The organism is Pelistega indica (genome assembly GCF_000506865.1).
Taxonomy (GTDB): domain Bacteria; phylum Pseudomonadota; class Gammaproteobacteria; order Burkholderiales; family Burkholderiaceae_B; genus Taylorella; species Taylorella indica.
In genome coordinates, this window is sequence record NZ_AYSV01000085.1 from 1 (window position 1) to 16,379 (window position 16,379).

Sequence of the window (16,379 nt, forward strand, 5' to 3'; positions counted from 1 at the left end):
TCAGGGATCAGAATGTAAAAAAGATACTTGTTTGAAAAACAAGTATCTTGACCATTTCGGCGTGCAGGCTTTCGCCTTTTATCATCAACCCCGTTCAATGCCCACCCACCAAAGCGAAAGGCGGCACGTCAAAATCCCCAGAGAAAGGATTAAATATAAAAAAGATACTTGTTTGAAAAACAAGTATCTTGGCCATTTCGGCGTGCAGGCTTTCGCTCGTTATTATCAGCCGTTTATATCTACTCACCAAAACGAAAGGCGGCATGTCAAAATCCCCAGAGAAAGGATTAAATGTAAAAAAAGATACTTGTTTGAAAAACAAGTATCTTGAACGTTTAATTACTGAATAATGATCGGCTGCTTAATCCAATCGGCGGCGAAAAACTAACTTATCCTCTGACGAAACGGACTTATCATAAGCATAGTCCTCCACATCAAAAGCCAATAAGTCACTAGGTTTTTTCGCCTGATGCTCAATGGCATAACGAGTCATTAAACCTCTAGCACGTTTAGCATTGAAGCTCACAACCTTATAAGTACCATTTTTATACTCTTGGAATACGCATTGTACAACTCTCGCCTTGAGTGCTTTTAAGTCTACCGATTTGAAATATTCTTCAGACGCTAAATTAATAATAATAGGCTCTTTTTCTGCTGATAATCTTTCATTCAGATAATTAGCAATTTGATTCCCCCAAAACTCATAAAGATTTTTTCCTTTGGGGGTTTCCAGACGAGTTCCCATTTCAAGGCGATACGCCTGCATCAAATCTAATGGACGCAATACGCCATAAAGACCACTCAAAATTGCCATATGATCCTGTGCCCACTCTAATTGTTTAGCCGTTAATGTCGTAGCATTTAAACCTTCATATACATCTCCATTAAACGCTAAGATTGCTTGACGAGAGTTTTCCAACGAAAATGTTGGTTTCCACTCTGCATAGCGAGTTACATTTAATTCTGATAATGCTTGACTAAGAGACATTAACTCAGCAATATCCTGCACTGATTTTTTACGCAAAACCGTGATCAGTTCTTGAGCTTGTTTAACAAATAAAGGCTGTGTGTGTTTCTCTACGCTTAATGGCGTATCATAATCAAGTTTCTTTGCTGGAGATAATAGGAATAGCATACTCTTACGCCTTTAATACTTCTACGCCACCCATATATGGTCTTAATACTTCTGGCACAACAATACTGCCATCTGCTTGTTGGTAGTTTTCCATCACTGCTACTAATGCACGTCCAACTGCCAATCCTGAACCATTAAGAGTATGTAGATACTCATTTTTACCCTGCTCATTTTTATAACGAGCCCCCATACGTCTGGCTTGGAAAGCTTCACAGTTAGATACTGATGAAATCTCACGCCATGTATTTTGTGAAGGAATCCATACTTCTAAATCATAGGTTTTGCTAGAGCCAAAGCCCATATCACCAGTACACAACAGCACAACTCGATAAGGTAGTTTTAATAATTGTAGAATTTTTTCTGCATGTCCAGTCATTTGCTCTAACGTTTCGTAAGATGTTTCTGGCTTAACAATTTGTACCATTTCTACTTTATCAAACTGATGCTGACGAATCATTCCTCTGGTATCACGTCCACCACTTCCCGCTTCAGAACGGAAGCAAGGGCTATGCGCTGTCAAACGAATAGGCAAATCAGTACTAGCAACAATACTATCTTTAACCGTACTTGTTAGTGTAATTTCAGAGGTTGAAATGAGATAAAGCTCCTCTTTCGGAACAACTTGACCATTTTCATCGACATCGTCCCCACCCTTAGTTACCCAGAACATATCTTCTTTAAATTTAGGCAATTGACCTGTACCAAACAGGGTACTAGCATTAACAATATATGGCGTATAGCATTCTGTATAACCATGTAAAGAAGTATGCGTATCCAGCATAAATTGTGCTAATGCTCTATGGAGTCGAGCAACTGCACCACGCATAAACGCAAAACGAGAACCAGACAGTTTTACCGCCGTATCAAACTCCAAACCTAGCTTTTCACCTAATGAAACATGATCTTGAACCTCAAACGCAAAAGCTTCTGGCTCTCGATTAGACTGATACCCCCCATCAGGGAACCAACGACGTTGCTCCACATTTTCATCACTATCTTTACCCATAGGCACAGATTCATGTGGCAAGTTAGGAATTGTCATCAACCAAGCATCTAACTCATTTTTAATACTCGATAATTTTTCTTCTAATTGTTTTAATTGATCTGGTATGGCAGCCGCCTTAGCCATGATTTCGCTAGCATCCTGACCTTGCGATTTCAATTTACCAATTTCTTTAGCCAATGCATTGCGACTAGCTTGTAAATTTTCTGTTTCAACTTGTACTTCTTTGCGCGAAGCTTCTAATTGATTAAAACGCTCTACATCAAAAGACAAACCTCGACGGGCTAATTGAGCAATGACAAACTGAATATCTTTACGCAATAAAACAGGATCTAACATTTTTCTATATCCACATTAATTTAAAGTTAAACTGTATAACGATTATTATACTTCTTGACTCGCTGATTTAATATCCGCGATAAGTTGGTCAATTCGTTCTTGTTGAGCATCCCAAGCAAACATAAAGCGAGCCCCTCCACCAATAAAGGTATAAAAACGCCAACCTTTGGTTCGTAATTTTTCGAGTACTTGTTCACTAGCACTTACAAATACACCATTCGCTTGAACGGGAAACATCAATTGTATACCGGGACAATTTTTAATATTTTCAGCCAAATAACGAGCCGATTGATTTGCACGTTGTGCATTCTTCAACCATGCCCCCGTTTCCAACATACCAACCCAAGGTGCTGCTAAGAAACGCATTTTTGAGGCTAACTGACCTGCTTGTTTACAACGATAATCAAAATCTTCGGCTAACTCTTTGTTAAAAAATAACACCGCCTCACCTACAGCCATGCCATTTTTCGTACCACCAAAGCAAAGTACATCAACACCTGCTTTCCAACTAATATCAGCAGGCTCACAACCTAAAAACTCACATGCATGAGCAAACCTTGACCCATCCATATGTAGGCGTAAATTTAATTCTTTACATACAGCAGAAATGGCCTTAATTTCTTCAACGGTATAGACCAGACCTGTTTCTGTTGGCTGAGTAATCGTTACTACTCTTGGTTTTGGAAAATGAATATCCGTACGACTCAGTGCCAACTGACGAATCACTTCAGGGGTTAATTTACCATCAGTCGTGGGCGCTACTAATAATTTAGACCCATTAGAAAAAAATTCAGGCGCCCCACACTCATCTGTTTCAACATGAGCAAAAGAGCTACAAATAACACTATGGTACGATTGGCATAAAGCAGCTAAGGCAAGTGAGTTAGCTGCTGTCCCATTAAAAACAAAAAATACCTCTGCATCTGTTTGAAATAATTGACGAAAACCATCAGATGCTTTTTCTGTCCATTCATCATCACCGTAGGCGATGGCGGATCCCCCATTGGCAGCCTGCATTGCTTGCCATGCTTCTGGACAAATACCCGCATAATTATCACTTGCAAACTGCTGTGCTTGCATCATACAACCTATCTAAAAATATTAACGGTATTATTGTAACCGAGCTAAATAGTGAACAAACAATAAAAAAGATTTTAGGATTTATTATTTTTACGAGCTTCTTGATCCCATTGTTCTAACAAGGCTAATTTTTCAGCTATTTTAATCTCTAAACCACGTGGGACAGGTCTATACCAATGAGGATTATCCATACCTTCAGGCAAATAAGTTTCTCCCGCAGCATAGGCATTAGGTTCATCATGAGCATAACGATACGATTTACCATGCCCTAATTCTTTCATTAATTTAGTAGGGGCATTTCGCAAATGGATAGGCACTGAACGTGATTTATCATTTTGCACAAAGGCTTTTGCCTGATTATAAGCCATATACCCAGCATTACTCTTAGCCGCAATAGCCAAGTAAATAACTGCTTGAGCCAATGCTAACTCCCCTTCTGGACTCCCTAATCGCTCATAAGTTGCTGCTGCATCATTAGCAATCTGCATCGCCCTAGGATCGGCTAATCCAATATCTTCCCATGCCATACGAATAATACGCCTAGACAAATATTTAGGATCAGCCCCTCCATCTAGCATCCGTGTCAGCCAATATAATGCTGCATCAGGATTCGAACCACGCACAGACTTGTGTAAGGCACTAATTTGATCATAAAAAGCATCGCCACCCTTATCGAAGCGACGTAAACTTTGAGGCAAAAACTTTTCCAACCATTCTGAAGTGATGGTAAATTCTCCCATATTGAGAGCAGATTCTAAAATCACTTCTGTCGCATTAATCAGTCGTCGTCCATCACCATCCGCCCAATAACACAAATATTCTCTTGCCTTTTCATCAATGATAAAAGGCGTTTCGGGATGCGTTTGATTCACAACATTTAAGGCTCTATCAATCAGTATATTGAGCTCTTCTGGTTTTAAGGCTTCTAAGACATAGACTCTAGCCCGTGACAATAAGGCTGAATTAACCTCAAACGAAGGGTTTTCTGTTGTTGCACCAATAAAAGTAAATAAACCACTTTCTACATAGGGTAAAAAAGCATCTTGTTGTGACTTATTAAATCGATGAACTTCATCAACAAATAAAATAGTTTTTCGCCCCTGTGACTGAGCAATTTGTGCTGTTTGAACAGCCTCACGAATATCTTTAACACCACCTAAAACAGCAGATATAGCGATAAACTGGGCATCAAAACCATTTGCCATTAATCGAGCCAACGTGGTTTTACCCACGCCGGGTGGTCCCCAAAAAATCATAGAATGAGGACGCCCGGATTGGAAAGCAATTTGTAGAGGTTTACCTTCTGCTAATAAATGTGTCTGACCAACAACGTCAGAAATATGTTTAGGACGCAGCTGCTCCGCTAAAGGAACATTTAACAATTTCTGCGAAAATAAATCTACGTCCTGTTGTTGCATAGGAATTTAATTTAAGCGAACACGGTCAACACCCTTAGGTGCATTAAATTTGAAGCTTGATGCAGGAATAGCAACATTAGCTTTAAAATTGCGTAGCTTGATCGTTGTTGTTTGACCAAAAGAATCCACTATTTTTAACTCAGCTGGCAAATTATTGGCAAAAGCAATATCCATATATTTCATTCCCGCATCAGAGACCTTCGGTGTTGCACGCAACCACTCAACGCCATCTTTTGCAGGTAAAACTTTAACCGTAAAGTTTTGCTCTAAGCTGCCTGTACCAAATAATACTGATGCAGGTGACGCCCCTACTGCATTTTTAGCCGAACGCTCTGTTACTTGCATCAAATCTGGGTCATATTGATAAACTGTTTGACCGTCTGAAATAATGGATTGTGCCAATGGTTTAGTCACATTCCATACAAATTTACCTGGTCGTTGAAACGAAAAATCACCAGACTCTGCTGGCTTAGCTTTTTTGCCACCGACAGTAGCTTGAGCAAACTGCCCAGTTGCCGATTTAATATTCTTAACGAAGTCATTCAATTGCTGACGAGCATCTGTTTTAACTTTATTTTCTACTTTTGGAATCTCATTAAAACTTACATTGCTTAAGTCTACTTGTAAACTAGAGTTAGGTGCCAATAAGTCTGGATTAACGTTAATTTTTCCTTCTTGAGCAAATACTAAACTAGAGCTTAACACTGCCGCACTAATAGAAAGAATAAGTGTTGTTTTTTTCATGTAAACAATTTCCTTAAAGGAGCTGTCAAAATTATTTTTTAACTGATTTTTAACCCTTTGCCTATAGGTAAAAACAAAAAACTATTTCAATCATGAAATGATTTTAGACTATTAAAAATAGCGTACTTTCGGCGCGCAGGTTTGATACTAAATCCTAATATATTATTTCCTTTGTAATTTCACATAAAAGTAAGTTAATCCTCAGCATTTTGTGATGCAGGCACTAAAATTTCACGATTATTATTTGATTGCATAGGCGAAACCAAACCAGAAGCCTCCATTTGCTCCAATAAACGTGCCGCACGGTTATAACCAATCCGTAAGTGTCGTTGTACAGAAGAAATAGATGCTTTACGAGTACGTAATACAATTTCTACCGCTTGATCATAAAGCTCATCTTTCTCACCATCACCGCCAAAGACACCACCTACACCATCTAGACTATCAGAAGAACTCACACCTTCTAAAATGCCCTCAACATATTCTGGCTCACCTTGAGTTTTTAAGAACTCAACAACTCTATGAACTTCATCATCATCCACAAAAGCACCATGCACACGTAATGGCACACCTGATCCAGGTGGCATATATAGCATATCACCCTGACCTAATAAGGACTCTGCCCCCATCTGATCAAGAATAGTCCGTGAGTCAATCTTAGTCGACACTTGGAAAGAAATACGTGTTGGAACGTTTGCTTTAATTAACCCAGTAATTACATCGACACTTGGACGCTGAGTAGCTAGAATTAAATGAATACCTGCTGCACGAGCCTTTTGAGCCAAACGTGCAATTAATTCTTCAATTTTCTTTTTATCCATTGCCATCATTAAGTCGGCTAACTCATCAATGATGACAACAATTAATGGGAAAGTGCTTAATGGTTCTGGATCCTCTGGTGTCAATGAAAATGGGTTGTAAATTTTTTCCCCTTTTTTCTCCGCATCACGAATTTTATTATTGTAAGAGGCAACATTGCGTACACCCATCTTACTCATAAGCTTATAGCGACGTTCCATCTCTGCTACACACCAATTGAGTGCATTAGCCGCTTGTCGCATATCGGTAACCACAGGCGCTAATAAATGGCGAATACCTTCGTAAACACTCATTTCCAACATCTTAGGGTCAATCAGAATTAACTTCACTTCATTTGGATCTGCTTTATACAAAATCGATAAAATCATGGCATTAATACCAACTGATTTACCAGACCCTGTTGTCCCTGCTACCAATAAGTGAGGCATTTTCGCTAAATCTGCAACGACTGGATTACCCGCAATATCCTTACCAAGCACCATAGTTAATAAGGAACTACTATTGTGATATACCTCCGAGCCAATAATCTCTGATAGATTTACCATCTGTCTTCGCGGATTTGGTAACTCAATGCCCATAAGATTTTTACCAGGAATGGTTTCCACTACACGTAAACGCACTAAGCTTAGTGCACGAGCCAAGTCTTTACTGAGGTTGACAATTGTTGTCCCTCTAACACCTGTCGCTGGCTCTATTTCATAGCGTGTAATAACTGGACCAGCTTGAGCGGCCACTACTTTTACTTCTACATTGAAATCTTTAAGCTTCAACTCAATTAATCGTGAATTAAACTCAATAGTTTCGGGCGATACCGTTTCAATCATTTCTGACGGTGGATCCAATAATTCAATAGAAGGTAGCTCAGAGCGTCCGGCTTCTTTTGGTTCGGTAAATAATTGAGGCTGTTTAATTTGCTGTGTTACTTGAGTCGCAGGTTTGACTTGTTTAATAGCAGGCTCAATACGTATTGGCTCATTATGGACTGGTAACTCAACTTTATGCGACTCCACACTTGTCGCTCGCACTTCTGCTGCTTGCTCACCAATCTTGCGATCTTCTTCCTCATCACGTTTGTTAGCGAATCGATTGATTACCCCTTGAATAAACATACCAATTTTCTCAGCTAACGATAACCACGAGAAATTAAAAAATAAACTTAAGCCTAATAAGAACATCACTAAGAGAACGATTGCCGCAGGTCCCACGCCAATATAAGTTTGTAACGAACTGGCAAACATTTGCCCAAGAATACCGCCTGGACCGCCAGGAAACCCCATTTCAAAGAAACGTGCTTGACTAGCCTCAATACCCATTGAACCAAGAAGCACGAGGATAAAACCAATCCAAACATTCCAACGAATACCAGGAATTGCCTGTTCAGGATCAATCACAATAGTCTTAATCACACTTTTAAACGCGACATAAGTTCTCTGAGCAGCCAGAATGACTAACCACCAAATAGAAGCCCCTGCTGCATAGTACAGAATATTAGCCGTCACCGCCCCTAATTTACCCATCAGATTTTTAACCTCTGGATTAGGACTAGATGTAGTACTTACCCATCCTGGATCATTAATATCCCAAGAGAATAACAATACAGCTAAAGCTGCCGTAATAGCAAGGTAAATCAACCCTTTCGCCTCCACAATCATGGAGATGATACGATTTGGTTTTGGAGATTGTTCGGGTTCGTTTCTTACACCACGAGGGTAACGTTTTTCAGAAGTATTTTTAGTACGTGCCATAAAACTCATTTATAATTACTTTTTTATATTATAACTAAACAACTATCAAAGAATGTAAAACATTCTCAGGAGTGAATATTCCATGTCTACTACTCAACATGCTAAAGTAATCGTTTTAGGATCAGGACCTGCTGGTTATACGGCTGCACTCTATGCTGCTCGTGCCAATTTAAAACCTATGCTAATTACAGGTTTAGCACAAGGCGGTCAATTGATGACAACCACTGAAATTGATAACTGGCCTGCTGATGTTGACGGTGTTCAAGGCCCAGAACTAATGGAACGTTTTTTAAAACATGTTCAACGTTTTGATACAAACGTTGTTTTTGATCATATTACAAACATTGATTTATCCAAACGTCCCTTTACCTTATCTTCTGATATGGGTAATACCTATACCTGTGATAGCCTGATTATTGCTACAGGTGCTTCTGCACGCTATTTAGGTTTGCCAAGTGAAGAGGCCTTTATGGGTAAAGGCGTCTCCGCCTGCGCTACTTGCGATGGCTTTTTTTATCGTAATCAAGATGTCGTTGTCGTTGGTGGTGGTAATACAGCTGTTGAAGAAGCACTATATCTTTCAAATATCGTACGCAAAGTCTATGTCATTCATCGTCGTGATAAATTCCGTGCCGAACCTATCATGATTGACAAAATGATGGAAAAAGTTAAGACCAATACAATGGAGTTACGTCTTAATGCCGTTGTTGATGAAATTTTAGGCGATTCCTCTGGAGTAACTGCTGTTCGCATTAAACATACCGATACTGGCGAACTAGAAACTATTCCTGTAACAGGTGCCTTTATTGCCATTGGACACTCACCCAATACCAGTATTTTCGAAGGTCAATTGGCAATGAAAGACGGCTATATTCTGACTAAGTCAGGTCATGATGGTTTAGCAACAATGACATCAGTACCTGGCGTATTTGCCGCTGGCGATGTACAAGATACTATTTACCGCCAAGCTATTACTAGCGCAGGTACTGGATGTATGGCGGCACTGGATGCTCAACGTTGGTTAGAAGAAAATGAAAGCAATTAAAGGAGATTTGCAGTCACTTAAGAAACTGCAAAAACAATTTACCAAAGAACAGGTATTGCACCAAAAGCAACAACATGAGCAACAAAAGCAATTAGCTCTTCAGGAGGGAAAAGCCCCTCCTCTGAGTCCTGAGGATATCAAACTGTTTCACCAAACAGTAAAAGGGGTTACTCCACTGACTAATACCAATCGTGTTGATCGTAAAGCCGGTGTCCTTAAAAATACTGACTATTATCGAGCCAAACGTGAACAAGCCGAAGGTAACTCTACACCAATATTGCCTAAGAGAACAAGAACCGCCACCACAACACCTATACCTAAACAACACGCTATGCTAAATGATGATAGCCACTACTTTCTCTCTACAGGTATGGGGAAAGATGTCATTAAAAAACTAAAGCAACTTGTATGGCCGATTGAAGCAACCCTAGATCTACATGGTTCTAACCTAGAGCAAGCTACACAGCGTTTTGATAGCTTTGTGCATACTTGTTTTGAACACAATGTTAAATGTTTTATGATTATTCATGGTAAAGGCTATGGTTCAAAAGAAGGGGAAACAGTTCTAAAACCACGCGTTATTTCATGGTTAAAAGACTTAGATAAAGTAGCTGCTTTTGTTACCGCTCCTGACAACTTAGGAGGAGATGGTGCATTATTAATTTTATGTAAAAATTGATTCCTCTTTTTTGAAACCTTATTTATGTAGTTCTAATATATGTTTAACTTTCATTTTGATTCAGTAGCTGGCTTATTACTCGTCTTAATCGCTCTTGGTGTTATTAGCCATAACAATGCCATCACTATTTCTGCTTGTGTATTGTTAATTATGCAACAAACCGCACTATCGGTCTATGTTCCTTGGATTGCACGCAATGGCTTAAGCATTGGCATTATTATTTTAACCATAGGCGTACTAAGTCCTCTCGTATCAGGGAAAGTACAACTCCCTCCCATACTAGAACTAGTGACTAATTGGAAGCTTATTCTAGCCATAGTAGTTGGTATTTTCGTTGCTTGGTTAGGAGGCAAAGGGGTAAGTCTCATGACATTACAGCCTACTCTTATTACAGGACTTATTATTGGCACCGTTATTGGCGTAACATTCTTTAAAGGAATTCCCGTTGGTCCTTTGATTGCTGCCGGAGTACTGGCTCTACTCTTAAATGTAGTTGAGCATTAAGTAAGCTATTTACCTCCGATTATTTAATATTATCAGACAGGCTTTCCTCATCATCACTTAATAAATCACTTTATCATACAAACAGAAAGCCTGTGCCTCTAGTGCTACTTTATTACCCTCCATACTCAGCAAGGTCAAGCCTAACCATACAGAGTTATTAATCAGCCTTTGTAAATTCTTCAAAAGCCTGCATAGCATCAGCTGCATACATTAGTGCAGGCCCACCGCCCATATACACGCATACACCTAATGCCTCTGCTACTTCCTCTCTCGTTGCCCCTAAGTTAGCTAATGCCTTAGTGTGAAAACCAATGCACGGATCACAACGTTGAGTCACTGCAATAGCTAAAGCTAAAAACTCTTTCTCTTTTTTGCTTAACGCACCATCTACTAAAGAAGCAGCAGCCATGTCACTAAATGACTTTAAGACACTAGGGACTTCTTTGCGTAATTTACCCATATTGCTTGACACTCGTTGGGTAATTTCTAAATAAGATTTACTCATTATTCGCTCCTAAATAATAATATAGTTAATAGATAATCTTTCTTGGTAAATACGTGATAACTTCGTGATTCAAGACAGATTATTTACACTACATCATATTTAATATTTTAAATGTTATAATTTTTAAATATGCTTGAATAATAAATAATAAGGAATGAAATAAATAAAAAATGAACCCCATAAATAAAAATCTATGGGGTTCATTTTTTGTCGTTGTTTAATTTGTTTATATTTATTAGCTTGAACGATAGTTGATGATTAATCTCATACACTAGTCGCCATCTCTACTGCACAGCACAAATAACTACTGATGAACTATTTGTACCACTCTCCTTAAATGCAGAGTTTGTCTCCTCCCCTGCATGTGTTCATTATGCAAGTTTACAGCAACATTTTCATCTAGGTTTTTCCCTATTTGGGTTAATACTTATATGAAATTACTTATCATTGTTCGTCTGCAGGTTACGCTGACGAGCCATTTCTTTTTGACGTGCCTTTTCTGCCCTGCGTTTAGCCATTTGTTCTAGCATATTAGCGCCCAAATGAGATTCTGATCGAGATCTAGCTAAATCCACTTGCTTTTGACGCTCACGAAACCGTGATTTCTGTTCAGGACTAATTTTGTCATAGCAATAAGGACAGCTTTCTCCACGTACATAATAAGGTGATGCTGTATCTTCTTTGCTTAACGGATGACGGCATGCTCGGCACTGAATATATTCACCCGGCACTAATTGGTGACCTACAGATACACGATCATCGAAAACAAAGCACTGCCCCTCCCAAAGACTTTTTTCAGCGGGAACAGTCTCTAAATACTTTAGAATGCCTCCTTCTAAATGATAGACTTCATCAAACCCTTGTGATTTCATATAAGCCGTAGATTTTTCGCAACGAATACCACCAGTACAGAACATCGCTACTTTTTTAGTTTTTTTTCTTATCTAGTACACCGCCCTCTTTTGCCTCTTCTTGAACCCAATCAGGAAACTGCCTAAAACTAGTCGTATGAGGATTGATAGCACCTTTAAAAGTACCAATACCAACCTCATAATCATTCCTCGTATCCACAACGACAACATCAGGATCAGAAATCAACGCATTCCAGTCTTCTGGTTTAACATAAATACCTGCATTTAATGCGTTAACATTAGGTTGTCCCATGGTGACAATTTCTTTCTTTAACCTGACACGTAAGCGATGGAAAGGTGCTTTATCATCAGAGTATGATTCTTTGTGCACTAAGTCAGCCAAACGAGGATTACTACGCAAGTACGCTAACATATTAGCAATACCTTGCGCTGATCCCGCTATGGTACCGTTAATACCCTCTCGAGCTAATAATAAAATACCCTTAATATCATTATCATCTGCCACTTTTTGAATCGGTTCTTGTAATTGTTCAAAATCGGGCAAATCAACAAATTTATATAAGGCAGCAATACTAAAGTCAGACATTATTTATTCTCAATCATTTTTCATGTGGTTAATAATGACCTGCCCAAACCCAGAACAACTCACTTGAGCCGCCCCTTCCATCAATCGAGCAAAGTCATAAGTTACTTTTTTAGACTGAATAGCTTTTTCCATTGATTTAATAATTAAATCTGCCGCCTCTATCCAACCAATATGACGTAACATCATTTCAGCCGCCAAAATTAACGAGCTTGGATTCACATAATCCTTACCTGCATAGCGTGGTGCTGTACCATGAGTCGATTCAAATAACGCCACCTTGGCTGATAAGTTTGCACTAGGCGCAATACCAATCCCCCCTACTTGAGCCGCTAAAGCATCGGAAATATAGTCACCATTAAGATTTAATGTCGCAATAACTGAAAACTCGACAGGACGTAATAAAATTTGCTGCATAAACGCATCTGCAATCACGTCTTTGATAATAATCTCACGACCAGTATTTGGATTTTTGAGGCGGCACCATGGACCATTATCAATCACCTCTGCCCCAAACTCTCTTTGTGCTAACGCATATCCCCAATCACGGAAACTACCTTCCGTATATTTCATAATATTGCCTTTATGCACTAACGTCACATTTGGCTTATCAAAGTCAATAGCATATTGAATGGCTTTACGCACTAAGCGCTCGGTACCCTCTTGCGAAACGGGTTTAATACCAATACCCGAAGTCGCTGGGAATCTAACCTTATTAACCCCTAGCTCTTTAGTGAGAAACTCTATTAATTTAGCGGCTTGTTCAGAGCCTGCTTGAAACTCAATACCAGCATAAATATCTTCTGAGTTTTCTCTAAAAATAACCATATCTGTTTTTTGAGGATGAAGTAATGGCGAAGGAACACCTTTCAAATAACGCACCGGACGCAAACAAACATATAAATCCAATGATTGGCGAATAGCGACATTCAAAGAGCGTATACCACCACCAACTGGTGTACTCAAAGGACCTTTGATAGAGACAGCATAATCTCTAATAACATCTACTGTTTCCTGAGGTAAGTAGTCATTTTCACCATAGACTTTAATTGCTTTGTCGCCTGCATAGATTTCCATCCAGTGAATTTGTCGTTCGCCATGATAAGCTCTCTCAACAGCAGCGTTGACCACATCAATCATCACTGGTGTGACATCTACACCCACACCATCGCCTTCAATAAAGGGAATAATCGGATTTGACGGTACTGATAAAGTATCGTCATCATTAACAGTTATTTTTTGTCCATTTAGTGGTACTTGAATATGTTGATATGACACAGTATTCCCCATAAAATCATAAAATTAAGGATTCCATTATAATAACCTAATTGCTACTATTTTACTCTTATTCCTTATAAGGCTGATACTCTGTTATGTTTAATCCTACCCGAGACCAGGTTCGAGAATTTTTTTTATCCACTTGGCAAAAACATCAAAATAAAAGCGTTTTAGCGCCTATTGAATCGATTGCCCTAAAATGGATACTAGAACATCCCGAATATCATAGCCTTTTATCCTCAGCAGAAGCCAAAGAACAAGAGTTTTCAATTAGCAAAGGTCAAACAAATCCTTTTCTACATTTGTCCATGCACCTAGCTATTGAGGAACAAATTTCCATCAATAGCCCTCCTGGCATCAAAAACATTTTTGAACAACTAGCTCAAAAATCTAACCCTCATGAGGCTATGCACGAAATTATGGAATGTCTTGGACAGGTTATCTGGGAATCACAACGTTTGGGGACACCCTTAAATAACAATTTATATTTAGAGCTACTTCAAAAAAGAATCAATAAACATTAATTAATACCATTAAGGAAACTTTATGCAGCCAACACATAGCACACCACGTTTTGATGGTACTGAACACTATATTGCCACTGAGGACTTAAAACTGGCTGTTAATGCGGCACTGCAATTGCAAAGACCTTTATTAATTAAGGGAGAGCCTGGTACGGGTAAAACCATGCTTGCTCAAGAAGTCGCTCAATCTCTGAAACGCACACTACTACAATGGCCGATTAAATCAACGACTAAAGCACAACAAGGCCTATATGAATATGATGCGGTTTCTCGTTTACGTGATTCGCAATTAGGTGATGCAAAAGTACACCATATTGCTAACTACATTAAAAAAGGAGTATTGTGGCAAGCATTCACTGCTGATGAGCCTTGTGTTGTTTTGATTGATGAAATTGATAAAGCGGATATTGAGTTTCCAAATGATTTACTCAGAGAATTAGATCAAATGGAATTTTTAGTATATGAAACTCAAGAGTTTGTACAAGCCAAACATAGACCTCTGGTGATTATTACCTCTAATAATGAAAAAGAGCTACCTGATGCTTTTTTACGTCGTTGCTTTTTCCACTATATTAACTTTCCTGATGCCGATACACTTAAAGCAATTGTGCTAACACATTTCCCGCATATAGATCAGGAATTATTAGCTATAGCAAGCCAACAGTTTTTCCAATTAAGAGCCATCCCTGGATTAAAGAAAAAACCATCTACCTCCGAATTTTTGGACTGGATTTCTCTATTAATGGCTAGTGCTTTTTCTGCCAATGATTTAAGTAAACCAGCACATAGACCAATAATGAGTGGTGCTTTAATTAAAAACGAACAAGATATGTTGTTACTTGACCGTTTATTTAACATAAATTCTCCACAGTAAAATAGTAACTCTTATCATGTTGCTAGCGTTTTTTTTCCATCTTCGACAACTACAAATTCCTGTCTCTGTTAAAGAGTTTTTAACATTACTGGATGCTTTACGTCGTCCAATTATGTCTCCTACTCTAGAGGATTTCTATTATCTTGCACGTCTGATCTTAATTAAAGATGAGAGTCAATTTGATAAATTTGACCAAGCATTTGCCTTATTTGCACAAAAAATTGAAGCATCTATATCTCAGCAGCGTAAAGAAATTCCGATAGAATGGTTAATAAAAGAATTTCAAAAACAACTCACTGATGAAGAAAAAGCCGCGATTGAAAAACATGGTTGGGAAAAACTATTAGAGCTCTTTAAACAAAGACTAGAGGAACAAAAAGAACGTCATGCTGGTGGTAATAAGTGGATAGGTACTGGTGGTACTTCTCCTTTTGGCAATAGTGGTTACCATCCCGAAGGTTATCGCATTGGAGGGGAATCTGCTGGTCATCGGACAGCAATTAAAGTCTGGGAAGAAAGACAATTTAAAGCTTATGATAATCAACAAGAAATAGGTACTCGAAATTTCAAATTAGCTCTGAGACGCTTACGGCGCTTTGCACGAGATAGTTCCTCATTAGAGTTTGACTTGGATAATACCATCAAAAGTACCGCACAAAATGCTGGTTATCTAGATATAAAGATGATTCCTGAACGTCATAATTCGATAAAAGTACTACTCCTACTCGATATCGGTGGTAGCATGGATGACCATATTCAACTTATTGAAGAATTATTTTCTGCGGCTAGTAGCGAGTTCCAGCATCTGGAAGTCTATTATTTTCATAACTGTGTGTATGAAAAACTATGGCGTTATAATGCTCAGAATAAACGGGACTATATATCCACTTGGGATGTACTCAATAAATTTAATGCTGATTGGCGTGTTATTTTTATTGGTGATGCAAGCATGAGTGTTTACGAAATTCTACAGTCCGGTGGATCTGTGGAACACTATAACAAAGAAACAGGTGAAACGTGGCTGAACAGATTGATTACTGCCTGGCCCAACTATGTCTGGCTAAATCCTGAACCAGAACGTTACTGGCGCTATCGACACTCTAATCAAGTCATCCAAGATATTATGCACAATAGAATGTATCCAACCACAGTAGAAGGTATTGAAAATGCTATGAAGATACTTTCAAAATAGTCTTCTAGCTTTTAACTATCTTTATATTTACTATTTAAAC

At 38.7% G+C, this 16,379-nt stretch carries 15 protein-coding genes and 1 pseudogene; 7 read left to right on the forward strand and 9 right to left on the reverse strand.

The annotated features are described in order from the left end of the window. Window positions 1-331: hypothetical protein (locus V757_RS28930; protein WP_036694478.1), on the forward strand; the 331-nt coding region annotated here is incomplete at its 5' end. A gap of 30 nt (window positions 332-361) precedes the next feature. Here V757_RS28930 and yaaA read toward each other — a convergent pair. The 6 genes from yaaA to V757_RS21680 all read right to left on the reverse strand — a co-directional run bounded on the left by yaaA (window position 362) and on the right by V757_RS21680 (window position 8,283). Beyond that, on the reverse strand, window positions 362-1,135 hold the full coding sequence (yaaA, locus tag V757_RS21655) for a peroxide stress protein YaaA (protein ID WP_023951056.1): 774 nt from the start codon (window positions 1,133-1,135) through the stop codon (window positions 362-364). A 4-nt stretch (window positions 1,136-1,139) separates the two neighbouring features. Continuing rightward, entirely contained in the window at window positions 1,140-2,477 is a 1,338-nt protein-coding gene (gene serS / locus V757_RS21660; RefSeq protein WP_023951058.1) for a serine--tRNA ligase, read from the reverse strand. A 45-nt stretch (window positions 2,478-2,522) separates the two neighbouring features. Then, window positions 2,523-3,557 (reverse strand): threonine aldolase family protein, encoded by a 1,035-nt coding sequence (locus tag V757_RS21665; RefSeq protein ID WP_031274573.1) that lies wholly within the window; start codon window positions 3,555-3,557, stop codon window positions 2,523-2,525. A 74-nt stretch (window positions 3,558-3,631) separates the two neighbouring features. Next, complete coding sequence (locus V757_RS21670) at window positions 3,632-4,975, reverse strand: replication-associated recombination protein A (RefSeq protein WP_023951063.1); 1,344 nt, start codon at window positions 4,973-4,975, stop codon at window positions 3,632-3,634. A 6-nt stretch (window positions 4,976-4,981) separates the two neighbouring features. Continuing rightward, entirely contained in the window at window positions 4,982-5,719 is a 738-nt protein-coding gene (lolA, locus tag V757_RS21675) for an outer membrane lipoprotein periplasmic chaperone LolA (protein WP_023951065.1), read from the reverse strand. A 194-nt stretch (window positions 5,720-5,913) separates the two neighbouring features. Further along, window positions 5,914-8,283 (reverse strand): DNA translocase FtsK, encoded by a 2,370-nt coding sequence (locus V757_RS21680; RefSeq protein ID WP_023951067.1) that lies wholly within the window; start codon window positions 8,281-8,283, stop codon window positions 5,914-5,916. 82 nt (window positions 8,284-8,365) lie between these two features. On the opposite strand from V757_RS21680, the gene trxB reads away from it, so the two are divergent. Genes trxB through V757_RS21695 form a run of 3 tightly spaced genes read left to right on the forward strand, consistent with a single transcriptional unit; the run spans window position 8,366 to window position 10,511 of the window. Next, window positions 8,366-9,328 (forward strand): thioredoxin-disulfide reductase, encoded by a 963-nt coding sequence (gene trxB, locus V757_RS21685; protein ID WP_023951069.1) that lies wholly within the window; start codon window positions 8,366-8,368, stop codon window positions 9,326-9,328. Further along, window positions 9,315-10,007 carry a Smr/MutS family protein gene (locus V757_RS21690; protein WP_023951071.1) on the forward strand — a complete coding sequence of 231 codons (693 nt, stop codon included), beginning with the start codon at window positions 9,315-9,317 and terminating at the stop codon, window positions 10,005-10,007. The genes trxB and V757_RS21690 overlap by 14 nt, the downstream gene beginning before the upstream one ends. A 39-nt stretch (window positions 10,008-10,046) precedes the next feature. After that, window positions 10,047-10,511 carry a DUF441 domain-containing protein gene (locus tag V757_RS21695; protein WP_023951073.1) on the forward strand — a complete coding sequence of 155 codons (465 nt, stop codon included), beginning with the start codon at window positions 10,047-10,049 and terminating at the stop codon, window positions 10,509-10,511. A gap of 157 nt (window positions 10,512-10,668) precedes the next feature. Here the strand turns inward: V757_RS21695 and V757_RS21700 are convergent, their stop codons facing one another. The 3 genes and pseudogenes from V757_RS21700 to icd form a co-directional block, all read right to left on the reverse strand. After that, a complete protein-coding gene (locus V757_RS21700; protein ID WP_023951075.1) occupies window positions 10,669-11,016 on the reverse strand; it encodes a carboxymuconolactone decarboxylase family protein in 348 nt (115 codons plus the stop codon). A gap of 437 nt (window positions 11,017-11,453) precedes the next feature. After that, window positions 11,454-12,474 (reverse strand): annotated as a pseudogene (trhO, locus tag V757_RS21705) (oxygen-dependent tRNA uridine(34) hydroxylase TrhO). Window positions 12,475-12,483: 9 nt separating this feature from the next. Continuing rightward, entirely contained in the window at window positions 12,484-13,749 is a 1,266-nt protein-coding gene (icd, locus tag V757_RS21710) for an NADP-dependent isocitrate dehydrogenase (RefSeq protein WP_023951077.1), read from the reverse strand. 95 nt (window positions 13,750-13,844) lie between these two features. Here icd and V757_RS21715 point away from each other — a divergent pair, with 95 nt between their 5' ends. Genes V757_RS21715 through V757_RS21725 form a run of 3 tightly spaced genes read left to right on the forward strand, consistent with a single transcriptional unit; the run spans window position 13,845 to window position 16,339 of the window. Next, window positions 13,845-14,273 (forward strand): DUF1841 family protein, encoded by a 429-nt coding sequence (locus tag V757_RS21715; protein WP_023951079.1) that lies wholly within the window; start codon window positions 13,845-13,847, stop codon window positions 14,271-14,273. A gap of 22 nt (window positions 14,274-14,295) precedes the next feature. Then, window positions 14,296-15,147, forward strand: coding sequence for an AAA family ATPase (locus V757_RS21720; RefSeq protein WP_023951081.1), 852 nt, complete (start codon window positions 14,296-14,298; stop codon window positions 15,145-15,147). A gap of 16 nt (window positions 15,148-15,163) precedes the next feature. Further along, a complete protein-coding gene (locus tag V757_RS21725) occupies window positions 15,164-16,339 on the forward strand; it encodes a vWA domain-containing protein (protein WP_023951083.1) in 1,176 nt (391 codons plus the stop codon). Window positions 16,340-16,379 lie beyond the last annotated feature (40 nt).